A 23,791-nucleotide genomic window follows, 5' to 3' on the forward strand; every position below is an offset into this window, starting at 1 on the left:
CATGAACGTCATCGAACAGGGCGCGCGGGTGGCCGATCCGCTCGTCATCGCCGGGCGCAGCTTTTCCTCCCGGCTCTTCCTCGGCACGGCCGGCTACCCCAACCAGAAGGTGATGCTGGACGCGATCGCCGCGAGCGGCACCGAGCTCGTCACCGCCTCCATCCGCCGGCTCGACCTGTCGAGCCCCGAGGAGGGGCTGGTCGACCTCATCGCCGGCCGCGCCGATCTCCTGCCGAACACGGCCGGATGCCAGACGGCACGCGACGCCGTCCTGACGGCGGAACTGGCGCGCGAGGCGCTGGAGACGAACTGGGTGAAGCTCGAGATCATCGGCGACCGGGAGCTGCTCTATCCCGACGTCGAGGAACTCCTCGGCGCCACGGACGAACTGGTGCGCAAGGGCTTCGTCGTCATGGTCTACTGCAACGACGATCCGGTGACGTGCCGCAAGCTCGCCGATCTCGGCGCGGCCGCGGTCATGCCGCTCGGCTCGCCCATCGGCTCGGGCCTCGGCATCGCCAATCCGCACCTCATCGAACTCATCGCGGCGCGCTCGCCCGTGCCGGTGGTGCTCGATGCCGGCATCGGCACGGCCTCCGATGCGGCGCTCGCCATGGAGCTGGGCTGCGCCGCGGTCCTCCTCAACACGGCGGTATCGAAGGCGAACGATCCGGTCGCCATGGCGCGCGCCATGCGCCACGCCGTCGAGGCGGGCCGGCTCGCATCCCGCGCCGGGCGCATCCCCAGGCGCCGCTATGCCGAGCCATCGAGCCCGCAGTTCGGCCTCGTCGGATCCTGAGCCATGGCCCTACCGCAGCCGCCGCTGCTGCTGGTTACCGATCGCCGGCAGGCGAGGGGCGACCTCGTCGGCGTCGTCCGTGAAGCGGTCGCCGGCGGCTGCCGCTGGGTGAGCCTGCGGGAGAAGGACCTGCCGGAGGACGAGCAGGTCGCTCTGGCGCTGCGCTTGAAGCATGCGCTGCCGGACGATGTCTGTTTGACGGTGCACGGCTCGGCGGAGGTGGCGCGGCAGGCCGGGCTCGGCGGCGTGCATCTGGCGACCGGCGGCGACGCGCGCGGAGCACGGGAGATGCTGGGTGCAGCCTGCTCCCTTCCCCCTTGCGGGGGAGGGTTGGGGAGAGGGGTGATGCCGCCTGGCGGGCCGCCATCACCTCGCGCCACGACCCGCAGCCCCTCCCCGCAAGGGGGAGGGGGGCAGGGCGCGCCGAGCTTTACGGGTGCTCCCCATACGCTGATCGGCATGTCGGTCCACTTGCCTGGCGAGGCGAGCACCCTCGACCCCGAGACCGTGGATTACGTGGTCGCCGGCCCCTTCGCCGAAACCGCGAGCAAGCCCGGCTACGGCCCTGCGCTGGGCGTCGATGGTCTTGCCGCCATCGTTCGCGCCAGTCCCGTGCCCGTGATCGCCATCGGCGGCATCGCGCCTGCCAATGTGGCCGACTGCCTTGCCGCAGGTGCCGCCGGCATCGCCGTCATGGGCTCCGTCATGCGCGCCGACGATCCGGCCGGGGAGATGGCGCGGCTCGTCGCGGCGCTGGCCGGCGCTCAGCCGCGCGGGCGGTAGGGCGGCACGCCCTGATCGGGCAGGAAAAGGCCCGCGGGCGGCGCGCCGGTCTGCCAGAAGACGTCGATGGGGATGCCGCCGCGCGGGAACCAGTAGCCGCCCACGCGCATCCAGCGCGGCGCGAGCAGCTCCGACAATCGCTTGCCGATGTAGACCGTGCAGTCCTCGTGGAAGGCGCCGTGGTTGCGGAACGAGAACATGAACAGCTTCAGCGACTTCGATTCGACCAGCCACTCCCCGGGGACATAGTCGATGACGACGATGCCGAAATCCGGCTGGCCGGTGACCGGGCAGATCGAGGTGAACTCGGGGCAGGTGAAGCGCGCCACGTAATCCGTGTCGGGATGCGGGTTCGGCACACGGTCGAGCACCGCCTCCTCGGGCGAGGCGGGCAGGGGCGCCGGCTTGCCCAGCTGCAGCGATTCGTGCTGTTGCGCCATATGTCGATCCTCGTGTCGTCCTCATGCCCCGCCGCGAGGGCTGTCGCACCAGTGTCGCGCCGGCGCAAGAAAAAATGCACCCTGTCGTCTCCGCCGGTCGATGGCGGGCCGCCAGCCGATTGCCACTGTTCCACGCGATGCTCTAAAAGCCGGTGCCACGGCAGAGCCCCGTGACGAGCCAGGGAGAGAGAGCCCCATGACCGCCATTATCGACATCGTCGCCCGCGAGATCCTCGACAGCCGCGGCAACCCGACGGTGGAAGTCGACGTGATCCTCGAGGACGGCTCCATGGGCCGCGCCGCCGTGCCCTCCGGCGCCTCGACCGGTGCCCACGAGGCGGTGGAGCTGCGCGACGGCGACAAGAGCCGCTACGGCGGCAAGGGCGTCCTCAAGGCCGTGGCCGCGGTCAACCGCGACATCTTCGACGCCATCGGCGGCATGGACGCCGAGGACCAGGTCAAGATCGACGAGACGATGATCGCCCTTGACGGCACGCCGAACAAGGCCAAGCTCGGCGCCAACGCCATCCTCGGCGTCTCGCTCGCCGTCGCCAAGGCGGCCGCCGAGGCCGCCGGCCTGCCGCTCTATCGCTATGTCGGCGGCACCTCGGCGCGCATCCTGCCGGTGCCGATGATGAACATCGTCAACGGCGGCGCCCATGCCGACAATCCCATCGACTTCCAGGAATTCATGGTGATGCCGGTCGGTGCGCTGACCTTCGCGGATGCGGTGCGCACCGGCTCGGAGATCTTCCATACGCTGAAGAAGGCGCTGAAGGACGCCGGCCACAACACCAATGTCGGCGACGAGGGCGGCTTCGCCCCCAACCTGCCGTCGGCAGAGGCCGCGCTCGACTTCGTCATGAAGGCGATCGAGGCCGCGGGCTACAGGCCGGGCGAGGACGTGATGCTGGCGCTCGACTGCGCCGCCACCGAGTTCTTCAAGAACGGCGCCTACGTCTACGAGGGCGAGGGCACGACGCGCGATCCCGAGGCCCAGGCGAAGTATCTCGCCAAGCTCGTTGCCGACTATCCGATCGCGTCGATCGAGGACGGCATGGCCGAGGACGACTGGGCGGGCTGGAAGGCCCTGACCGACCTCGTCGGCAACAAGTGCCAGCTCGTCGGCGACGATCTCTTCGTCACCAATGTCACGCGCCTCGCCGAGGGCATCGAGAAGGGCACGGCCAATTCCATCCTCGTCAAGGTCAACCAGATCGGCTCGCTCACCGAGACGCTCGCCGCCGTCGACATGGCCCACCGCGCCGGCTACACGGCGGTGATGTCGCACCGCTCCGGCGAGACCGAGGACGCGACCATCGCCGACCTCGCGGTCGCGACCAACTGCGGACAGATCAAGACCGGCTCGCTCGCCCGCTCCGACCGGCTCGCCAAGTACAACCAGCTCATCCGCATCGAGGAAGAGCTTGGCAAGCAGGCGGTCTACGCAGGACGCACGGCGCTGAAGGCGCGCCGCTGACACTACCGGTCATCAGTTGACGAAGGGCGCCGTTCCAACCGGAGCGGCGCCCTTAATGCATCCTTAACCATGGGCTTCCATGCTCGCCCCATGGTCATTCGCAAGCGCCTCCGCTCGGTCCTCATTCCGCTCGTGCTCTACGGCGTGTCGAGCGCCGTGGTCGGCTATTTCGTCGTCCATGCGCACAGCGGCGCGCGCGGGCTCGAGGCCAGGCAGTCGTTCGAGGCGCAGATCGCCGAGCTCAAGGGGGAACTTGCGGATATCAAGGAGCGCCGCGGCGAGTGGGAGACGCGCATCGCCCTCATGCGCGCCCAGTCGGTGGACCGGGACATTCTGGAGGAACTGGCGCGTGAAGAGCTCGGTTTCGTGCATCCCAACGATGTCGTCGTGATGTTGCCGGCCCAAAAGCGGTAAAGGTCGCCGAAATGCCGAGGCCGAAGGCAGTCAAGCCCGCTTAACCAAGGCCAGGTTAACTGCAAAAACCGCACTGATATCAGCCGGTTAGTTTCAAACGTATCCATTTATCCTGCGCCGATGGGGCTCGCCTTCGGCGCGCGGCTGCGCTACAACACCGCTCAACAACCCCGTTGGGAGGATGTTCATGGCCGTAGCCGCTCGTAAGGCATCGCGCTCCGATGCCGCGCCATCTGCCGTAAAATCGCGCACTGCAAGAAAGACGCAGTCGCCAGCCCAGAAGAAGGGCGCGGCGGGCTTCACGAAGGACCAGGATCTCTTCGCCTATCGCGAAATGTTGCTGATCCGCCGCTTCGAGGAGAAGGCGGGGCAGATGTACGGCATGGGCCTCATAGGCGGCTTCTGCCATCTCTACATCGGCCAGGAAGCGGTCGTCGTCGGCATGCAGATGGCCACGAAGGAAGGCGACCAGGTCATCACCGGCTACCGTGACCACGGTCACATGCTGGCCTGCGGCATGGATTCGAAGGGCGTCATGGCCGAGCTCACGGGCCGCCGCGGAGGCTACTCCAAGGGCAAGGGCGGCTCGATGCACATGTTCTCCAAGGAGAAGCACTTCTACGGTGGGCACGGCATCGTCGGCGCCCAGGTCTCGCTCGGCACCGGCATCGCCTTCGCCAATCGCTATCGCAAGAACGGCAATGTCTGCCTGACCTATTTCGGCGACGGCGCGGCCAACCAGGGCCAGGTGTACGAGAGCTTCAACATGGCCGAGCTGTGGAAGCTGCCGGTCGTCTTCGTCATCGAGAACAACCGCTACGCCATGGGCACTTCGGTGTCCCGGGCCTCGGCGCAGACCGATTTCTCCAAGCGCGGCGCCTCCTTCAACATTCCCGGCGAGCAGGTGGACGGCATGGACGTGCGTGCCGTCATGGCCGCCGGCGAGCGCGCCATCGAATGGGCCCGGTCCGGCAAGGGCCCCTACATCCTGGAAATGCAGACCTACCGCTACCGCGGCCACTCCATGTCCGATCCGGCGAAGTATCGCTCGAAGGACGAAGTGCAGCGCATGCGCGAAGAGCACGATCCGATCGAGCAGGTGCGCCGCCGCCTCATCGATCAGTGGAAGCTCAGCGAGGACGAGCTGAAGGCCGTCGACGCCAAGGTGCGCGAGATCGTCAACGAGGCGGCCGAGTTCGCCACGAACGATCCCGAGCCCGACGTCTCCGAGCTCTACACCGACATCCTGAAGTAAGGCCGGTCGGCCCCGTCGCCGTCTCCGCCCGGTGCGGATGCGGCCTTGCGGGGCAGCGCCGCCGCTTCGATCGCCCGCAATGCTTCGCTCCGAGATCGCCCCATGCCCATCGATATCCTGATGCCCGCGCTTTCCCCCACGATGGAGAGCGGCAAACTGTCCAAATGGCTCAAGAAGGAAGGTGACAGCGTCAAGTCCGGCGACGTGATCGCCGAGATCGAGACGGACAAGGCCACCATGGAGGTGGAGGCCGTCGACGAGGGCGTCCTCGCCAAGATCCTGGTCGGTGAAGGCACCGAGGACGTGGCCGTCAACACGCCGATCGCCGTCATCGCCGGCGAGGGCGAGGATGCCGGCAGCGTCGCCAACAGCACCGCTGCCACCCCCGCGGCGCCTGCGCAGGCGCCGGCCGGCGAGGCGCCGCAGGTCTCGGCCAAGCAGCACGAGGCCCCCGTCTCGGCCGTCGCGGCGCCCCCCGTGGTGAGCGCCCAGCCCGACCCGGAAGTGCCCGCCGGCACCGAGATGGTGAAGATGACCGTGCGCGAGGCGCTGCGCGACGCCATGGCCGAGGAGATGCGCCGCGACGAAGCCGTCTTCGTCATGGGCGAGGAGGTCGCCGAATACCAGGGCGCCTACAAGGTCACGCAGGGCCTCCTGCAGGAGTTCGGCGCCGACCGCGTGGTCGACACGCCGATCACCGAGCACGGCTTCGCCGGCCTCGGCGTCGGCGCGGCCTTCACGGGCCTCAAGCCGATCGTCGAGTTCATGACCTTCAACTTCGCCATGCAGGCGATCGACCAGATCATCAACTCGGCGGCGAAGACGCTCTACATGTCGGGCGGCCAGCTCGGCTGCCCCATCGTCTTCCGCGGCCCCAACGGCGCCGCCGCCCGCGTCGCGGCCCAGCACAGCCAGGACTATTCGGCCTGGTACAGCCACATCCCCGGCCTGAAGGTCGTCGCGCCCTATACGGCGGCTGACGCCAAGGGCCTGCTCAAGGCGGCGATCCGCGATCCCAACCCGGTCATCTTCCTCGAGAACGAGATCCTCTACGGCCACAGCTTCGAGGTGCCGAAGCTCGACGACTACGTCCTGCCCATCGGCAAGGCGCGCATCGCCCGCGCGGGCTCGCACGTCACCCTCGTCGCCTGGTCCATCGGCATGACCTATGCCCTGAAGGCTGCCGAGGAACTGGCCAAGGAGGGCATCGAGGCCGAGGTCATCGATCTGCGCACCATCCGCCCGATGGACACCGACACGATCATCGAATCGGTGAAGAAGACGGGCCGCTGCGTCACGGTGGAAGAGGGCTGGCAGCAGTCCGGCGTCGGCGCCGAGATCGCCGCGCGCGTCATGGAGCGCGCCTTCGACTATCTCGATGCGCCGGTGCTGCGCGTTTCGGGCAAGGACGTGCCGATGCCCTACGCCGCCAATCTCGAGAAGCTTGCCCTGCCGTCGGTGGCCGATGTGGTCGCCGCGGTCAAGGCCGTCGCTTACGTCTGACGCGGGGAGGGGCCCATGCCGATCAACATCCTGATGCCCGCCCTGTCGCCGACGATGGAGAAGGGCAATCTCGCCAAGTGGCTCAAGAAGGAAGGGGATGCCGTCAAGTCCGGCGACATCCTCGCCGAGATCGAGACGGACAAGGCCACCATGGAGGTGGAGGCCGTCGACGAGGGCGTGCTGGCGAAGATCGTGGTGCCCGAGGGCACCAGCGACGTGCCGGTGAACGACGTCATCGCCGTTCTCGCCGCCGAGGGCGAGGACCCGAAGGCGGTTTCCGCCTCGGGCGGCGCGCCGGCCAAGGAAGCTCCTAAGGAAGCTGCCAAGGAACCCGCCAAGGCCGAGGCGCCCAGGGCTGAAGAGCCCAAGGTGGAGCCCGCCAGGGCCGAAGCGCCGGCCCCGGCCGCCAAGGCCGGCCCCGCGCCGGTCGCCGACGGCAACCGCGTCTTCGCCTCGCCGCTCGCGCGGCGCCTCGCGAAGGAGGCGGGGATCGACATCGCCGCCATCGCCGGTTCCGGCCCGCACGGGCGCGTCGTCGAGCGGGACGTGAAATCCGCGCTCGCCGGCGGCGCCAAGCCCGCGGCGGCGGCCGCCCCCGGCGCGGCCCCGGCCCCCAAGACGGCACCTGCGCCCGCTCCCGCCGGCATGGGCGACGAGCAGGTCAAGAAGCTCTTCGAGCCCGGCTCCTACGAGGAGGTGCCGCACGATTCCATGCGCAAGACGATTGCGCGCCGCCTGACGGAATCGAAGCAGACCATCCCGCACTTCTACCTGTCGGTGGATTGCGAGCTCGACGCGCTGCTCGCGCTGCGCGAGCAGATCAACGCCGCCGCGCCGAAGGACAAGGACGGCAAGCCGGCCTACAAGGTCTCGGTCAACGACTTCGTCATCAAGGCGCTGGCCCTGTCGCTGATGCGCGTGCCGGACGCCAACGTCTCGTGGACAGACAGCGCCATGCTGCGCCACAAGCAGGCGGATGTCGGCGTGGCGGTCTCCATCCCCGGCGGCCTCATTACGCCCGTGGTGCGCAAGGCCGAGACGAAGTCGCTGTCCACCATCTCCAACGAGATGAAGGACTACGCGGCGAGGGCCCGCGCCCGCAAGCTCAAGCCCGAGGAATACCAGGGCGGCTCCACCGCCGTGTCGAACCTCGGCATGTTCGGCATCCGGGACTTCTCGGCCGTCATCAACCCGCCGCACGCGACCATCCTCGCCGTCGGCGCGGGTGAGAAGCGGGTCATCGTCAAGAATGACGCGCCCGCCGTCGCCACGGTGATGACGGTGACGCTGTCCACCGATCACCGCGCGGTCGACGGTGCGCTCGGCGCCGAGCTGATCGCCGCCTTCAAGCAGCTCATCGAGAACCCGATGGGGCTGCTGGTCTGAACCCGCCTCGCCGTTGCCATGCCCCCTCCCTGCGGGGAGGGGAATAGCGGGAGTTCCCATGTCCAGCTACGACATCATCATCATCGGCGCCGGTCCCGGCGGCTACGTCACCGCCATCCGCGCCGCGCAGCTCGGCTTCAAGACGGCAGTGGTCGAGCGCGAGCACCTCGGCGGCATCTGCCTCAACTGGGGCTGCATCCCCACCAAGGCGCTGCTGCGCTCGGCCGAGATCTACCACTACGCCACCCATGCCAAGGATTACGGCCTCGTGCTCGAGGGCACGATGAAGGTGGATACGGCGGCGGTGGTGAAGCGCTCGCGCGGCGTTTCCAGGCAGCTCAACACCGGCGTCGGCTTCCTGCTCAAGAAGAACAAGGTCGACGTCATCTGGGGCGAGGCCAACATCACCAAGCCGGGCGAGGTCGTCGTCAAGGCGCCGACGAAGTCGGTCCAGGGCGCGCCCATCGAGGCGCCCAAGGGTGCGCAGCCGCCCGGCACCTATCAGGCCAAGCACATCATCGTCGCCACCGGCGCGCGCCCGCGCGTGCTGCCCGGCCTCGAGCCGGACAAGAAGCTGGTGTGGACCTATTTCGAGGCCATGGTGCCCGAGAAGATGCCGAAGTCGCTGCTCGTCGTCGGCTCCGGCGCCATCGGCATCGAATTCGCCTCCTTCTACCGCACCATGGGCGCCGAGGTCACGGTGGTCGAGGTGCTGCCGCAGATCCTGCCCGTCGAGGATGCCGAGATCGCCGGCGTCGCGCGCAAGCGCTTCGAGAAGCAGGGCATCAAGATCCTGACCGGCGCCAAGGTGACGAAGCTCGACAAGGCGGCCGACAGCGTCACCGCCCATATCGAGGACGAGAAGGGCGCCAAGCAGACGATCACGGTCGATCGTGTCATCTCCGCCGTCGGCGTCGTCGGCAACATCGAGAATCTCGGCCTCGACAAGCTCGGGGTGAAGACCGAGCGCGGCTGCGTCGTCACCGACGGGCTCGGCCGCACCAACGTGCCGGGCATCTACGCCATCGGCGACGTCGCCGGCCCGCCGATGCTTGCCCACAAGGCCGAGCACGAGGGCGTCATCTGCGTCGAGACCATCAAGGGCCTGCCGACGCACGCCATGGACAAGGCGATGATCCCGGGTTGCACCTATTGCCACCCGCAGGTCGCCTCCGTCGGCCTCACCGAGGCGAAGGCCAAGGAGGCGGGCTACGATGTGCGCGTCGGCCGCTTCCCCTTCATGGGCAACGGCAAGGCGATCGCCCTCGGCGAGCCGGACGGCCTCGTCAAGACGATCTTCGACAAGAAGACCGGACGCCTCCTCGGTGCCCACATGGTCGGCGCGGAGGTGACGGAGCTCATCCAGGGCTTCGTCATCGCCATGAACCTGGAGACGACGGAGGAGGAGCTCATCCACGCCGTCTTCCCGCACCCGACTTTGTCGGAGATGATGCACGAATCCGTGCTCGACGCTTACGGACGCGTCATCCACGTATGAGGAACGTGCGCACCGCACGATGAGCGGCGCGTACAGAACTTCTACCGACTTCTTGCTGTCGAGACGAAGAGGAGCGATCCTTGGTCGCGCTCTTTTTCTCGATTGCAAGGGGGCATTCATGCAAGGGGTCGGTATTCTCGGAGTTCAAGGCGTCAATCTTCTCTGGCTCATTCTTATCGGTATTCTGGCGGGCTTCATCGCCGAGAAGGTGATGAACCGCAACCACGGTCTCCTCACCAATCTCATCGTCGGCCTCATAGGCGCCCTGATCGGGCCCTCGATCCTCGGCGCGCTCGGCCTGATGCCGGCAGGCAGAAGCCTGGTGGTTAGCCTCGTCGTGGCGACGATCGGCGCCATCGTGCTCCTGTTCCTGCTCAGCCTCATCAGGCGGCGCTGGTAGCGTAGAAATCGTACGGTCATGAACGGTCTGAGGATCTGCGCGAGGAGGATGTTTCGCATCCTGCTCGCGGAGCCGTGCTTCGATAATGGGCGCTTTGCCGCGCCCGGATCGGCTTGCCTACTTGCGATACGGCCTGCAAATACATAACCAAGAGAGGTCGTCCGCCAGGGACGACCCCGCGGAGATGTCTGATGGCCGTCGTTCTCGACCTGCTCAATAGCGACCCTCGCCCGCGCCACCCTGAGAAGGCCCACCGGCCGGACCAGCCGGTGATGCGCAAGCCGGACTGGATCCGTGTGAAGGCGCCGGGTTCGCCCAAATGGGCCGAGACCAACCGCATCGTGCGCGAGAACAAGCTCGTCACCGTCTGCGAGGAGGCGGGCTGCCCCAACATCGGCGAATGCTGGGAGAAGAAGCACGCGACCTTCATGATCATGGGGGACACGTGCACGCGCGCCTGCGCCTTCTGCAACGTCAAGACCGGCATGCCCCAGCCGCTCGACCGGGACGAGCCGGAGGGCGTCGCCAAGGCCGTCGAGAAGCTCGGTCTCAGCCACGTCGTCATCACCTCGGTCGACCGTGACGATCTCGCCGACGGCGGCGCGCAGCATTTCGCCGAGGTCATCGCCGCCATCCGCGCCCGCTCGCCCAAGACGACCATCGAGGTGCTTACGCCGGACTTCCTGCGCAAGGAAGGCGCTCTCGAGGTCGTGGTGAAGGCGCGGCCGGACGTGTTCAACCACAATCTCGAGACGGTGCCGTCGAAGTACCTCAAGGTGCGGCCCGGCGCCCGCTACTTCCATTCGGTGCGCCTGCTGCAGCAGGTGAAGGAGCTCGATCCGACCATCTTCACGAAGTCCGGCATCATGGTCGGCCTCGGCGAGGAGCGGAACGAGGTGCTGCAGCTCATGGACGACCTGAGGGCGGCCGACGTCGACTTCCTCACCGTCGGCCAGTACCTGCAGCCGACGAAGAAGCACCATCCCATCGTCCGCTTCGTCACGCCGGACGAGTTCAAGGCCTATGAGACGACGGCCTATGCCAAGGGCTTCCTCATGGTGTCGTCGAGCCCGCTGACGCGCTCCTCGCACCATGCCGGCGAGGATTTCGAGCGGCTGAAGGCAGCACGCGCGGCCAAGCTGGGCGCCTGACGGGGCATCATGCCGTCATTTCGCAACAAGCGTCGCGTGCCGCACACTCCGGCACAGATGTTCGACCTCGTGGCGGATGTGGAGCGCTACCCCGCATTCCTGCCGCTGTGCGAGGCGCTGCGCGTGCGCCGGCGCGCCGCGAGCGGCGAGGGGGTGGAGACCCTCGTCGCCGACATGACGGTCGGCTACAGGGCCATCCGCGAGACCTTCACGAGCCGCGTCACCCTCGACAGGCCGCGCATGCGCATTCTCGTCGAATATGTCGACGGGCCCTTCCGCCATCTCGAGAACCGCTGGGCTTTCCATCACCTCGACAACGGCGGCTGCGAGGTGGATTTCTTCATTTCCTACGAGTTCAAGAGCATGGCGCTCGGCCTCGTCATGGGCGCGGTCTTCGAGCGCGCCTTCCACAAGTTCGCGGAAGCGTTCGAGGAGCGGGCCCGCGACGTCTATGGCCGGGGCGGAAGCGTGGCTGCCCGCGCCTGAAGACGGGTCAAGCCCCGGCGCAGGCCTCTTCGAGCATCGTGAGGGCCACCGCCACCGACAGCCGCCGCACCTCGGAGCGGCCGATGTCGCCGAAGCGCTCCTCCCGGTGGAGGACCTTGCCGGTGCGCATGGCGACGGCGAAATGAACGAGGCCGACCGGCTTTGCCGCGCTGCCTCCGCCGGGGCCCGCGATACCGGTGACGGCAACGGCGAGATCGGCCCGCGAGCGGGCGAGGGCGCCCGCCGCCATGGCCCGCGCCACCGGCTCGCTGACGGCGCCGTGTCCGGCGATCAGATCCGCATCGACGCCAATGGCCTCGATCTTCGCCTCGTTGGAATAGGTGACGAAGCCGCGCTCGACGACGTCGGACGATCCGGCGATGGCTGTGAGCGCGCCGGCGACGAGCCCGCCGGTGCAGGATTCGGCCGTGGCGATCTTCAGGCCGCGCTGGCGGCAGGCCGCAAGCAGGGCCTCCGCCTGGGCGAGAATGGCATCGTCGATCATGGCTGTCCCTCCGGGGACGCCGGCAGGCGCACCGTGGCGCTCGCCTGGGCGGCGATGCCCTCGCGCCGGCCGGTGAAGCCGAGCCCTTCCGAGGTCGTCGCCTTCACGGAAACCTGCCCCGTGCCGATGGCGAGGATCTCGGCGATCCGTGCGCGGATGGCCTCGCGATGCGGCCCGATGCGGGGCCGCTCGCAGACGACGATGACGTCGACATTGTCGATGATGCCGCCGCGCCGGCGCACGCGCTCGCGGGCATCGCGCAGGAAGAGGTCGGAGGATGCGCTCTTCCACTGCGGGTCGGACGGGGGGAAATGGGTGCCGATGTCGCCGTCCGCGATGGCGCCGAGCAAAGCATCGGTCAGGGCATGCAGCACCACGTCGCCATCCGAATGGGCGACGATGCCGCGTTCGTGCGCGATGGCGATGCCGCCGATCATGATGTGATCGCCCTCGCCGAAGGTGTGCACGTCATAGCCGATGCCGAAGCGCACGGTCATGTCGTGCCGGGCCGACAGGCGCCGTTCCGCCTCAACGAAGTCCTCGCCGGTCGTCAGTTTCACGTTGCGCGCCTCTCCGGGAAAGATGTGGACGGTGCCGCCCGCCCATTCGGCGATGGCGCCGTCGTCGGTGAAGCCGTCGATGGCCTGCTCGGCTGCCGCGCGATGGGCGGCGAGGAGCGCCGGGAAGGCGAAGGCCTGCGGCGTCTGTACCGTGCGCAGCATGGCCCTGTCCGGCGTTTCGGCCACGCAGCCGTCGGCGCCGACGACCTTGACCGTATCCGTCACCGAGAGACCGGGCACGGCCGCGCCGTAGAGCTCGGCGGCGGCGATCGCCCGGTCGATGAGCTGCGGCGAGAGGAACGGGCGCGCCGCGTCGTGCACGAGGACGATGTCCGGGGCGCGGCCCATGTGGCCTGCGAGCGCCTCGAGCCCCGCATGGACCGAAGCCTGCCGCGTCGCGCCGCCGAAGCCCGCCGGCAGCAGCTTGCCGTCATGGTCCAGGGAACGCGCGATCTCCTCGTAGATGGCGTGGTCGTCGGGATGGATGACGCACAGGACCTTGGCGATGGCCGGATGGCGCAGCGTCGCCTCGAGGCTGTGGGCGACGAGCGGCCGCCCCGCCAGCGGCCGGTACTGCTTGGGCAGCGCGTGCGGGCGCGCCCGGGTGCCGCGACCGGCGGCGACGATGATGGCTGCAACGAGCGGCATCGAACGGCTCTCGACCTCTCCCCGACCATCCACCCCACTTTGGGGCACGACGAGTCCCGGCCGTTCTGATAAGGCGGCGGGGCGCTGAGCGCAAATGCACCGGGCTGCGTCGAACGGGCCTATTGTGCAGCGCAAGATTATGCGCAATTTTGATGCAATGCTGTGCATGATCAAGAAATAGGCAGATGACTTTAGCAATCGGCCCTGTCCCAATCGACGGACGTGCCTTTCTCGCCCCTATGTCGGGCGTGACCGATGTCGGGCTGCGCCGGCTGGCGCGCCGCTTCGGCGCCTCGCTGGTCATATCCGAGATGGTGGCCTCGCAGGAGCTGGCCCGCGGCGACGAGGAAGCGCGCATGCGGGCCGAAGGCGAGGGCGTCTTGCCGCACGTCGTGCAGATCGCCGGCTGCGATCCGCACTGGATGGCGGAGGGGGCCCGCGTCGCCGCGGAGGCGGGCGCCGACATCATCGACATCAACATGGGCTGCCCGGCGAAGAAGGTGACGGGCGGCTGGGCCGGCTCGGCGCTGATGCGCGACCTCGACCACGCCATGCGGCTGGTGGAGGCCGTCGTCGCCGCCGTTCGCGTGCCGGTCACCTTGAAGATGCGGCTCGGATGGGACGACGCGAGCCGCAATGCACCGGAGCTCGCCCGCCGCGCCGAGGCGGCCGGCGTACGCCTCGTCACCGTGCACGGGCGCACGCGCCAGCAGTTCTACAAGGGCAGCGCCGACTGGGCGGCGGTCGCGGCCGTGCGCGCCGCCACGTCCCTGCCGCTCGTCGTCAACGGCGACATCACCGATGCGGCAGACGCCCGCGAGGCCCTGCGGCTGTCGGGCGCCGATGCCGTCATGGTCGGCCGCGCCGCCGTCGGCCGGCCCTGGCTCGTCGGCGAGATCGCCCGCGACCTTGCGGGGGATGCGGACCGGCCGGGCGCGGCGCCCGATGCCGAGACGAGGGGCGCGGCCGCCGTCGAGCATTACGAGACGCTTCTCTCGCTCTATGGCCGCGAGATGGGCCTCAGGCACGCCCGCAAGCATCTTGCAGCCTATGCCGAACATGCCATCGCGCTCGGCAGCGCGCGCGCCCGCATCGAGCGGGCGCGGATCGTCACGTCCGAGACCCCCCAACATGTCATCGCGGCCCTGCGCGCCATGTTCGCCGACGTGCCGCTCGAGGATGCCGCATGAACGCCCAGGAGATCTTCGCGAGCGAAGAGTTGCCGCTCATGAACAGAGGCTTCGAACAGGACGGCGATGCAATCGTCAATGTCCTGCCGCTTCCCGTCATCACGGTCGATGCCGAGGGGCTCATCACCCAGGCCAACATCGCCGCCGAGAGCTTCTTCGAGACGGGGCTCAACCTCCTGCGCCGGCAGCGCCTCAGCGAGCTCCTGCCGTTCGGCTCGCCGGTCATCGCGCTCGTCGAGGAGGTGCGCCAGCGCGGGGCCAGCGTCAGCGAATACCGGGTCGACATCGGTTCGCCGCGTCTCGGCGGCTCGCGCATCGTCGACGTTTTCGCGACGCCCCTCGCCGAGCCGCGCGGCCGCGTCGTCCTGATGCTGCAAGAACGGACAATTGCCGAAAAAATGGACAGGCAGCTGACCCATCGCGGCGCGGCCCGGTCCATCACCGCGCTGGGCTCCATGCTGGCGCACGAGATCAAGAACCCGCTCTCCGGCATCCGCGGCGCCGCACAATTGCTGGAGGCGACTGCGAACGAAGGCGACCGCCTGCTCACGCGCCTCATCTGCGACGAGAGCGACCGTATCGTGAAGCTCGTCGAGCGCATGGAGGTCTTCGGCGAGGAGCGGCCGATCGAGCGCGGCCCGGTCAACATCCACGACGTGCTCGACCACGTGAAGCGGCTGGCGACCTCGGGCTTCGCGCGCCACATTCGCTTCGTCGAGGAATACGACCCGTCGCTGCCGCCGCTCTACGGCAACCGCGACCAGCTCATCCAGGTGCTGCTCAACCTCGTGAAGAACGCGGCCGAAGCGATCGGGCCGGACGCCGTCGACGGCGAGATCACGCTGGCCACCGCCTTCCGCCCGGGCGTGCGCATGCAGATCCGCGGCTCGGAGGAGCGCCTCAGCCTGCCGCTCGAGATCCGCGTGCGCGACAACGGCCCGGGCGTGCCGCAGGACCTCCTGCCGAACCTCTTCGATCCCTTCGTGACCACCAAGGCGCAGGGAACTGGCCTCGGTCTTGCTTTGGTCGCCAAGGTCATCGGCGATCATGGCGGCATCGTCGAGTGCGAATCCGCCCCGCGGCGCACGACCTTCCGCCTGCTGATGCCGATGCTTCTCGCCCACGACGGGCGGGCAACAAGGACATGATGGGATAACGAGATGCAGCGCGGCAGCGTTCTAGTAGCAGACGACGATGCAGCAATCCGTACGGTCCTCAATCAGGCGCTGTCGCGCGCCGGCTACGACGTACGCTCCACCGGCCAGGCGGCGACGCTGTGGCGCTGGGTTTCGCAGGGTGAGGGCGACCTCGTCATCACCGACGTCGTGATGCCGGACGAGAATGCCTTCGACCTCCTGCCGCGCATCAAGAAGATCCGGCCGGAGCTGCCGATCATCGTCATGAGCGCGCAGAACACGTTCATGACCGCGATCCGCGCCTCCGAGCGCGGCGCCTATGAATACCTGCCCAAGCCCTTCGACCTGAAGGAGCTCGTCGCCATCGTCGGCCGCGCCCTGTCGCGCCCCCGCGGGGCCGCGGTCTCGGCGCACGGCATGGAGGGCGAGGACATCCCCCTCGTCGGCCGTTCCCCGGCCATGCAGGAGATCTATCGCGCGCTGGCGCGCCTGATGCCGACGGACCTCACCGTGATGATCACCGGTGAGTCGGGCACCGGCAAGGAACTGGTGGCGCGCGCTCTGCACGACTACGGCAAGCGCCGCAACGGGCCCTTCGTCGCCGTGAACATGGCCGCCATCCCGCGCGACCTCATCGAATCGGAGCTCTTCGGCCACGAGAAGGGGGCCTTCACCGGTGCCACCGGCCGCAACGCCGGGCGCTTCGAGCAGGCGGAGGGCGGCACGCTCTTCCTCGACGAGATCGGCGACATGCCCATGGAGGCGCAGACGCGGCTCCTGCGCGTGCTGCAGCAGGGCGAGTACACGACCGTCGGCGGCCGGGTGCCGATCAAGACCAACGTGCGTATCATCGCGGCCACCAACAAGGACCTCAGGGTCTCCATCAACCAGGGCCTGTTCCGGGAGGATCTCTACTTCCGCCTCAACGTCGTGCCGCTGCGCCTGCCGCCGCTGCGCGAGCGCAGCGAGGACATTCCCGACCTCGCGCGCCACTTCTTCGGCATGATCGAGAAGGAGGGGCTGGCGCGGAAGCAGATCGACGCCGAGGCCCTCGACAAGCTCAAGCGCTATCGCTGGCCGGGCAACGTGCGCGAGCTCGAGAACCTCGTGCGCCGTCTCGCCGCGCTCTATCCGCAGGAGACGATCACCGCGCCGATCATCGACGCCGAGCTGGAGCCCGTCGGCGCGCTCGCTGCCGATGACGCGATCGCGACGGCGGCGCCCGCGAGCCTGTCGGAGGCCGTCGAGCAGCATCTTGCCGCCTATTTCGCCGAGTTCCCCGACCGGCTGCCGCCGCCCGGCCTCTATCACCGCATCCTGAGGCAGATCGAGCCGCCGCTGATCGGCGCCGCGCTTGCCGCCACCCGCGGCAACCAGATCAAGGCGGCGGAGCTGCTCGGTCTCAATCGCAACACATTGCGGAAGAAAATTCGCGACCTCGACATGCAGGTGATCCGCAGCACGCGATGAGCGCTCCCTGCGCTCTGTCATATTTTGACAACACTGTTGTCTTGATGCATCACAGGGGCAGTCGAGTCGCTTGCTGAGCCGTTCGGCTCGAAGATTCGAGGCCTCGTGACGTCAACATCGAACCAGGGCACCCGCAGCACGGTGCGCGACGAGAAGGGCTCGGCGCGCGTCTCCGGGCTGGTCGGCACCATCGCCGTGGTCACGGCGCTGGCGAGCGCGCTCATTACCTTTCTGGTGCTCGCCGGGCTCACGCCCATCCTGCCGACGCACGAGGTCGTCGTCTGGGCGCTGTTCATCAATGTCGTCCTCGTCATCGCGCTCGTCGCGATCGTCCTGTGGGACACGTGGAGCCTGTTTCGCGCACGGCGCCGGGGTGCCGCCGCGGCGGGGCTGCACGTGCGCATCGTCTCGTTGTTCAGCCTCGTCGCGGCCTTCCCGGCCGTGCTCGTCGCCATCGTCGCCACCGTGACGCTGGAGCGGGGGCTCGATCCCTGGTTCACGGGCTCGCTCAAGGCGCTGATGACGAACACGCTCGACATCGCCAGGGCCTATCGCGACAGCCAGTGCCGCTCGCTGGTGCGCGAGACCTACCTGATGGCCGACGACCTCAACCGCGCCAAGCCGATGTTCGACGTCGACCGGCGGCTCTACCGGGATTTCATGACCTCCCGGGCGCTCTATCTCGGCTTTCCGGTCGCCATGCTGTTGAAGCAGGACGGCGAGGTCCTGGAGCGCATCGAGGCCAAGCAGCTCGAGGGCCTCACGCTGCCGGACAAGGAGGTGCTGGCGGGGGCGAGCCCGACCGACGCCGACTGCCTCATCACGAGCAACAGCAATATCTTCCGCGCCGTCATCAAGCTCCCCTCCTATGACGATGCGGTGCTGTTCGTGGCGCGGGCCGTCGATCCGCGCGCCGTCTCCTTTCCGGGGGAGGCGGAGGCAGGCGTCGCCTATTACCAGGCGCTCGAGGCGAAGAAGGCCGGCATCCAGATCGCCTTCGCCTCGATGTTCGCGCTCGTCGCGCTCATCGTCCTCCTGTCGGCGGTGTGGCTCGGCCTCAGCTTCGCCAACCGCCTCGTCGCGCCGATCCGCCGCCTCATCCACGCCACGGACCAGGTGGCGACCGGCAATTTCTATGTCCAGGTGCCGATCCGCCGCGCGGAGGGCGACCTTGCCCATCTCGGTGCCACGTTCAACAAGATGACGAGCGAGCTGCGCCAGCAGCACGACAGCCTCACCGAGGCGAGCGATGTGCTCGACAAGCGCCGGCGCTTCACCGAGGCGGTGCTCGCCGGCGTCTCCGCGGGCGTGGTGGGCACCGATGCGCGCGGCCGCATCACCATCGTCAATCCTTCGACGGAGCAGTTGCTGCGCCAGCCGGCGTCGCGCCTCGTCGGCCGCCCCGTGGCCGAGGCGGTGCCGGAGCTCGCGGAGCTTGTCGAGGAGGCCCTCACCAGCCGCCACCGGCAGTTCGTGCAGGGGCAGATCTCCATCAACCGCGACGGGCGCGACCGCATGCTCACGGTGCGCGTCACCAGCGAGCAGGCAGTCGGCCAGGACAAGGGCTTCGTCGTCACGCTCGACGACATCACCGACCTCGTCACTGCCCAGCGCACCTCGGCCTGGGCGGACGTCGCGCGGCGCATCGCGCACGAGATCAAGAACCCGCTGACGCCCATCCAGCTCTCGGCGGAACGCATCCGGCGCAAGTACGGCAAGGTCATCGTCAGCGACCGGGAGGTCTTCGACCAGTGCGTCGCGACCATCGTGCGCCAGGTGGACGACATCAAGCGCATGGTCGACGAGTTCTCGTCCTTCGCGCGCATGCCCAAGCCGTCGCTCGCCCGCGACGACGTGGTGGAGACGGTGCGGCAGGTCGTCTTCCTGATGCGCGTCGGCAATCCCGAGATCACCTTCGAGGAGCGCTACGAGCCCGAATCCATCGCCGCGCGCTTCGACCGGCGCCTCATCTCCCAGGCGGTGACGAACATCGTCAAGAACGCCACCGAGGCGGTGCTCGCCGTGCCGGAGGAGGAGCGCGGGCCGGGCCGCATCGCCGTCGCCGTCACGATCGAGGACGGCGGGCGGGTCGTCATCGACATCGCCGACAACGGCAAGGGCTTCCCGCGCGAGGGGCGCCAGCGGCTGCTGGAACCCTACATGACGACGCGAGAAGGGGGCACGGGCCTCGGCCTCGCCATCGTCGGCAAGATTCTCGAAGACCACGGCGGCGGCATCGAGCTCATCGATGCACCGCCGGACGAGCGCGGGCGCTCCGGCGCGCGCGTCAGACTGTGGTTTCCCATGACCGACGCGGCCGAAGGCTCCCCCGATGAGGGCGGGCCTGCGAGAGCCGCGGCATTGCATACGGGGCAGGAAGGATGAGCGCAGACATCCTGGTCGTTGACGACGAGGCCGACATTCGCGAGCTCGTCGCCGGAATTCTGGAGGACGAGGGGCACCGCACGCGCACCGCCGGCAGCTCGGACGAGGCGCTGGGCAGCATCGAGCAGCGGCGGCCGCACCTCGTCTTCCTCGACATCTGGCTGCAGGGCAGCCGGCTCGACGGACTGCAGGTTCTCGACAACATCAAGGAGAACCATCCGGAATTGCCGGTGATCATGATCTCCGGCCACGGCAACATCGAGACGGCCGTCTCCGCCATCAAGCGCGGCGCCTACGATTTCATCGAGAAGCCCTTCAAGGCCGACCGGCTGGTGCTCGTCGCCGAGCGTGCGCTCGAGGCCTCGCGCCTCAAGCGGGAGATCAAGGAGCTGCGCACGCGCTCGGTCCAGGCAAGCCGCATCGTCGGGCGCTCGGCCGCCATCAACCAGCTGCGGCAGGTGGTGGAGCGCACGGCGCCAACGAACGCGCGCGTCCTCATCAGCGGCGCGCCAGGCGCCGGCAAGGAGCTGACGGCGCGCACGCTGCATGGCCTCTCCAGCCGGGCGAACGGGCCCTTCGTCGTCATCAACGCGGCGACGATCACGCCCGAGAACATGGAGAGCGAGCTCTTCGGCGTGGAGGCCGGCGAGGGCAGGGCGCGGCGCACCGGCGCGCTCGAGGAGGCCCACGGCGGCACGCTCTACATCGACGAGATCGCCGACATGCCGCGCGAGACGCAGAACCGCATCCTGCGCGTTCTCGTGGACCAGAACTTCCAGCGCGTCGGCGGTGCGACGCGCGTCCATGTCGACGTGCGCATCATCTCCTCGACGAGCCACGATCTCACCGAGGCCATCTCCGCCGGCCGGTTCCGCGAGGACCTCTTCCACCGCCTCAGCGTCGTGCCGATCCGCGTGCCCTCGCTCGCCGAGCGGCGCGAGGACGTGCCGGAGCTCGTCGAGTTCTTCATGGAGCAGATCTCGTCGGCGACGGGCCTTGCCAGGCGCCTCATCGCCGAGGACGCCATGGCGGTGCTGCAGACGCACGACTGGCCGGGCAACGTGCGCCAGCTGCGCAACAACGTCGAACGGCTGATGATCCTCGCCGGCGGCGATCCGGACGTGTCGGTCACCGCCGAGATGCTGCCGGCCGAGATCGGCTCGCTCGTGCCGACGACGCCGGCCGGCGCCGGCGGCGAGAAGCTGATGAGCCTGCCGCTGCGCGATGCGCGCGAGATCTTCGAGCGCGAATATCTCATCGCCCAGATCAACCGCTTCTCGGGCAACATCTCGCGCACCGCCGAGTTCATCGGCATGGAGCGCTCAGCCCTGCATCGCAAGCTCAAGTCGCTGGGAATCGGCTCGTGAGCAGAATGGAAAGGCGCGTTCCTCCAACGCCAGGTCGCGCTCGGCCTCAGGCGCGCGCTCCATTCCACGGCGGAACTCGCCTAAAACGGCAATAAACAAACTTAATGCGCGCAAGACCACTTGCGCGTAAAGTCCTATGCCTTTGTAATGATATCAACCGGTCTTGATATGCCCTGGGCCTGGGACGATTCTCTCCAGCGGGCAAGAACAACAAAAGCGCGCCGAGGACCGGCGGCGGCACGGCTGACGAGGCTCAACAATGGCGGGCGAACGCACGCAGAACCTGCAAGACACTTTTCTCAACAACGTCCGTAAGAACAAGGTTCCGCTGACGATCTTCCTCGTCAATGGCGTGAAGCTGCAGGGCGTCGTGACCTGGTTCGACAACTTCTGCGTCCTTCTGCGCCGGGATGGCCATTCGCAGCTTGTCTACAAGCATGCGATCTCGACGATCATGCCGGGCCATCCGATTCAGCTCTTCGAGCAGGGCGACGAGGGCGGCGAAAAGGCCTGACTTGACCGAACCGAAAAACCGAAAGGGCGCGCTTGCCGCGCACCTGACCGAGCCTGAGAAGACCGTCGCCTCGGGGACCGCGACCTTCGTCGTCGGTCCTTATCCTGCGCGCAAGGCACGCGTGCGGGAGGAGGGCGGAGCGAACCTGCGGGATCCGCAGGCGCGGCTCGACGAAGCGGCGGGCCTCGCGCGCGCCATCGACCTCGACGTCGTCGAGGCCTTCATCGTGACGCTCGACGACGTGCGCCCGTCGACCTATCTCGGCAAGGGCAAGGTCGAGGAGCTGACCGGGGCCATCAAGGCCTCCGACATCGGCCTCGTGGTGATGGATTGCGCCCTGTCGCCGGTGCAGCAGCGCAACCTGGAGCGGGCCTGGGGGTGCAAGGTCATCGACCGCACCGGCCTCATTCTCGAGATCTTCGGCCGCAGGGCCCAGACACGCGAGGGCGCGCTCCAGGTCGAGCTGGCGCATCTGGCCTATCAGAAGAGCCGGCTGGTGCGCTCGTGGACGCACCTCGAACGCCAGCGCGGCGGCTTCGGCTTCCTCGGCGGCCCGGGCGAGACGCAGATCGAGGCGGACCGGCGCATCATCCAGGAACGCATGACGCGGATCGAGCGCGACCTCGAACAGGTCAAGCGCACCCGCTCGCTGCACCGCGCCAGCCGCCGGCGCGTGCCGTATCCCGTCATCGCGCTGGTCGGCTACACCAATGCCGGCAAGTCGACGCTGTTCAACCGGCTGACCACCGCCTCGGTGATGGCCGAGGACATGCTGTTCGCGACGCTCGACCCGACGGCGCGCGCCATCACCCTGCCGCACGGCGAGAAGGCCATCCTCTCCGATACCGTCGGCTTCATCTCGGACCTGCCGACCATGCTCGTCGCCGCCTTCCGCGCGACGCTGGAGGATGTCGTCGAGGCCGACGTGCTCCTGCACGTGCGCGACGTGTCGCACGAGGACACCGAGGCCCAGGCGGCCGACGTCGAGACCATCCTGCGCGAGCTCGGCATCGACGAAGCGCGCCAGCGCAGCCTCATCGAGGTCTGGAACAAGGCGGACCTGCTCGACGATGCGGGCCGCGAGCGCCTCGCCACGCTCGCCGTGCGCAAGGGCGACGGGCCGCAGCCCGTGCTCGTGTCGGCCCAGACGGGATACGGCATCGACACCCTGCTCGCCGAGATCGAGGCGCGCATCGCCGCCGGCCGCCCCGTATACCAGGTGGACCTCGCCCCGACGGAAGGGGCGACGCTCAACTGGCTCTATGAAGAGGCCGAAATCCTCAAGCGCGAGGAGGGCGAGGACGGGCACATCGCGCTGACCATCCGCCTGTCGCCCGACAAGGAGGCACGCCTGACCCGGCGCTGCCCCGGCGCGCGGCGGGTTGCGGCCTGAGCCTCACGCGCCCTCGCGTTCCCTGCGCTTGGCTTCCTGCCAGATGTCCTCCATGTCCTCGAGGGAGACGTCGGACATGGAAGCGCCCTTGTCTTCAACGACTTGCTCGATGAAGTGGAATCGGCGCTCGAACTTGGCATTGGTGCCGCGCAACGCCGCCTCGGGGTCGATGTCGAGGTGGCGGGCGAGATTGGCGACGGCGAACAGCAGGTCGCCGATCTCGTCCTGCTGAGCCGCCCGGTCGGCCGAATCGAGCGTCTCCTCCACCTCGCGCAGCTCTTCGCGGATCTTGTCGACGACGGCCCGCCGCTCGGTCCAGTCGAAGCCGACCGTCGCCGCCTTGCGCTGCAGCTTCTCGGCCCGCGTCAACGCGGGCAGCACCTTCGGCACGTCGGCGAGGAGACCCCGCCGCGCGTCTTCCTCCTCGCCCGCGGCGGAGCGCTCGCGGCGTCGTTCGTCCTTCTCCTGCCGCTTGATGTCGTGCCAGAGCGCCTTCACCGCCTCCGGGGCGAGATCGCGCGCCTCGCCGAAGACATGCGGATGGCGGCGGATGAGCTTGGCAGTGATCGCCTGGACGACGTCGCCGAAGGCGAACAGGCCCTCTTCCTCCGCCATGCGGGCATGGAATACGACCTGCAGCAGGAGATCGCCGAGCTCGTCGCGCAGGTCGAGGAAATCTCGCCGCTCGATTGCGTCGGCCACCTCGTAGGCCTCCTCGATCGTATAGGGCACGATGGTCTCGAAGGATTGTTCGAGATCCCAGGGGCAGCCGGTGCCCGGCGTGCGCAGCGCCGCCATGATGGCAAGGAGCACCTCGATATCGCGGGATGGTGTCATGTCGAGCCTCGGTGTCGGGCGGCAGCGGCGGATGGGGGCCCTCAATAGCAGAATTTTCGGCCGGTGCCCCTGTCCGGCTCCACACGGTGGGTGACAGTAATATTTCAGGCAGGGACGAGCGTCCGCACGGCATTTTCGGGACAGGGGCCGGCAGCGGCGTGAAAGGAAAACCTATTCCGCTGCGCCTGGGC

Annotated in this window: 22 protein-coding genes; 18 read left to right on the plus strand and 4 right to left on the minus strand. The window is 68.3% G+C overall.

Annotation, left to right across the window (positions count from 1 at the left end):
• Nucleotide 1 precedes the first annotated feature (1 nt).
• Both AL346_RS17870 and AL346_RS25425 read left to right on the plus strand, forming a co-directional pair.
• Nucleotides 2-799 (plus strand): thiazole synthase, encoded by a 798-nt coding sequence (locus tag AL346_RS17870; RefSeq protein ID WP_053193920.1) that lies wholly within the window; start codon nt 2-4, stop codon nt 797-799.
• A gap of 3 nt (nt 800-802) precedes the next feature.
• A complete protein-coding gene (locus AL346_RS25425; protein WP_082312564.1) occupies nt 803-1,582 on the plus strand; it encodes a thiamine phosphate synthase in 780 nt (259 codons plus the stop codon).
• Here the strand turns inward: AL346_RS25425 and queF are convergent.
• Complete coding sequence (queF, locus tag AL346_RS17880) at nt 1,564-2,022, minus strand: preQ(1) synthase (RefSeq protein WP_053193925.1); 459 nt, start codon at nt 2,020-2,022, stop codon at nt 1,564-1,566. The genes AL346_RS25425 and queF overlap by 19 nt on opposite strands.
• Nucleotides 2,023-2,218: 196 nt before the next feature.
• Here queF and eno point away from each other — a divergent pair, with 196 nt between their 5' ends.
• The 9 genes from eno to AL346_RS17925 all read left to right on the plus strand — a co-directional run bounded on the left by eno (nt 2,219) and on the right by AL346_RS17925 (nt 11,595).
• Complete coding sequence (eno, locus tag AL346_RS17885; RefSeq protein ID WP_019400288.1) at nt 2,219-3,502, plus strand: phosphopyruvate hydratase; 1,284 nt, start codon at nt 2,219-2,221, stop codon at nt 3,500-3,502.
• 90 nt (nt 3,503-3,592) lie between these two features.
• A complete protein-coding gene (locus AL346_RS17890) occupies nt 3,593-3,916 on the plus strand; it encodes a septum formation initiator family protein (RefSeq protein WP_019400289.1) in 324 nt (107 codons plus the stop codon).
• 187 nt (nt 3,917-4,103) lie between these two features.
• Nucleotides 4,104-5,171: a pyruvate dehydrogenase (acetyl-transferring) E1 component subunit alpha gene (gene pdhA / locus AL346_RS17895; protein ID WP_053193927.1), complete on the plus strand. Its 1,068-nt coding sequence runs from the start codon at nt 4,104-4,106 to the stop codon at nt 5,169-5,171.
• Between the two features lie 102 nt (nt 5,172-5,273).
• On the plus strand, nt 5,274-6,674 hold the full coding sequence (locus tag AL346_RS17900; protein WP_019400291.1) for a pyruvate dehydrogenase complex E1 component subunit beta: 1,401 nt from the start codon (nt 5,274-5,276) through the stop codon (nt 6,672-6,674).
• Between the two features lie 15 nt (nt 6,675-6,689).
• On the plus strand, nt 6,690-8,060 hold the full coding sequence (locus AL346_RS17905; protein ID WP_019400292.1) for a pyruvate dehydrogenase complex dihydrolipoamide acetyltransferase: 1,371 nt from the start codon (nt 6,690-6,692) through the stop codon (nt 8,058-8,060).
• A gap of 58 nt (nt 8,061-8,118) precedes the next feature.
• Complete coding sequence (gene lpdA / locus AL346_RS17910) at nt 8,119-9,558, plus strand: dihydrolipoyl dehydrogenase (RefSeq protein WP_019400293.1); 1,440 nt, start codon at nt 8,119-8,121, stop codon at nt 9,556-9,558.
• Between the two features lie 118 nt (nt 9,559-9,676).
• Entirely contained in the window at nt 9,677-9,958 is a 282-nt protein-coding gene (locus AL346_RS17915; RefSeq protein WP_019400294.1) for a GlsB/YeaQ/YmgE family stress response membrane protein, read from the plus strand.
• Between the two features lie 191 nt (nt 9,959-10,149).
• A complete protein-coding gene (lipA, locus tag AL346_RS17920) occupies nt 10,150-11,109 on the plus strand; it encodes a lipoyl synthase (RefSeq protein ID WP_019400295.1) in 960 nt (319 codons plus the stop codon).
• A gap of 9 nt (nt 11,110-11,118) precedes the next feature.
• Nucleotides 11,119-11,595 (plus strand): type II toxin-antitoxin system RatA family toxin, encoded by a 477-nt coding sequence (locus AL346_RS17925; protein WP_026014792.1) that lies wholly within the window; start codon nt 11,119-11,121, stop codon nt 11,593-11,595.
• A 7-nt stretch (nt 11,596-11,602) separates the two neighbouring features.
• Here AL346_RS17925 and AL346_RS17930 read toward each other — a convergent pair whose 3' ends face one another.
• The gene (locus tag AL346_RS17930; RefSeq protein ID WP_053193928.1) at nt 11,603-12,100 is read right to left on the minus strand and encodes a CinA family protein; all 498 of its coding nucleotides are present in this window, start codon (nt 12,098-12,100) and stop codon (nt 11,603-11,605) included.
• A complete protein-coding gene (locus tag AL346_RS17935; RefSeq protein WP_019400298.1) occupies nt 12,097-13,308 on the minus strand; it encodes a bifunctional 2-C-methyl-D-erythritol 4-phosphate cytidylyltransferase/2-C-methyl-D-erythritol 2,4-cyclodiphosphate synthase in 1,212 nt (403 codons plus the stop codon). The genes AL346_RS17930 and AL346_RS17935 overlap by 4 nt, the downstream gene beginning before the upstream one ends.
• A gap of 185 nt (nt 13,309-13,493) precedes the next feature.
• Between AL346_RS17935 and dusB the strand changes: the two genes are divergently transcribed.
• From dusB to hflX, 7 genes are all read left to right on the plus strand, one after another.
• Entirely contained in the window at nt 13,494-14,498 is a 1,005-nt protein-coding gene (dusB, locus tag AL346_RS17940; protein ID WP_082312565.1) for a tRNA dihydrouridine synthase DusB, read from the plus strand.
• 38 nt (nt 14,499-14,536) lie between these two features.
• The gene (locus AL346_RS17945) at nt 14,537-15,646 is read left to right on the plus strand and encodes a nitrogen regulation protein NR(II) (protein WP_026015297.1); all 1,110 of its coding nucleotides are present in this window, start codon (nt 14,537-14,539) and stop codon (nt 15,644-15,646) included.
• 12 nt (nt 15,647-15,658) lie between these two features.
• Nucleotides 15,659-17,104 carry a nitrogen regulation protein NR(I) gene (gene ntrC, locus AL346_RS17950; RefSeq protein ID WP_019403111.1) on the plus strand — a complete coding sequence of 482 codons (1,446 nt, stop codon included), beginning with the start codon at nt 15,659-15,661 and terminating at the stop codon, nt 17,102-17,104.
• 105 nt (nt 17,105-17,209) lie between these two features.
• Nucleotides 17,210-19,489, plus strand: coding sequence for a PAS domain-containing sensor histidine kinase (locus tag AL346_RS17955; RefSeq protein WP_183315976.1), 2,280 nt, complete (start codon nt 17,210-17,212; stop codon nt 19,487-19,489).
• Nucleotides 19,486-20,856 carry a sigma-54 dependent transcriptional regulator gene (locus AL346_RS17960; protein WP_019403113.1) on the plus strand — a complete coding sequence of 457 codons (1,371 nt, stop codon included), beginning with the start codon at nt 19,486-19,488 and terminating at the stop codon, nt 20,854-20,856. The genes AL346_RS17955 and AL346_RS17960 overlap by 4 nt, the downstream gene beginning before the upstream one ends.
• Before the next feature lie 259 nt (nt 20,857-21,115).
• A complete protein-coding gene (gene hfq / locus AL346_RS17965; RefSeq protein ID WP_019403114.1) occupies nt 21,116-21,370 on the plus strand; it encodes an RNA chaperone Hfq in 255 nt (84 codons plus the stop codon).
• A gap of 1 nt (nt 21,371) precedes the next feature.
• The gene (gene hflX / locus AL346_RS17970) at nt 21,372-22,763 is read left to right on the plus strand and encodes a GTPase HflX (protein ID WP_019403115.1); all 1,392 of its coding nucleotides are present in this window, start codon (nt 21,372-21,374) and stop codon (nt 22,761-22,763) included.
• A 3-nt stretch (nt 22,764-22,766) separates the two neighbouring features.
• Here the strand turns inward: hflX and mazG are convergent, their stop codons facing one another.
• Nucleotides 22,767-23,600 (minus strand): nucleoside triphosphate pyrophosphohydrolase, encoded by an 834-nt coding sequence (gene mazG / locus AL346_RS17975; RefSeq protein WP_019403116.1) that lies wholly within the window; start codon nt 23,598-23,600, stop codon nt 22,767-22,769.
• Nucleotides 23,601-23,791 lie beyond the last annotated feature (191 nt).

This window comes from Chelatococcus sp. CO-6 (genome assembly GCF_001271345.1).
Taxonomy (GTDB): domain Bacteria; phylum Pseudomonadota; class Alphaproteobacteria; order Rhizobiales; family Beijerinckiaceae; genus Chelatococcus_A; species Chelatococcus_A caeni.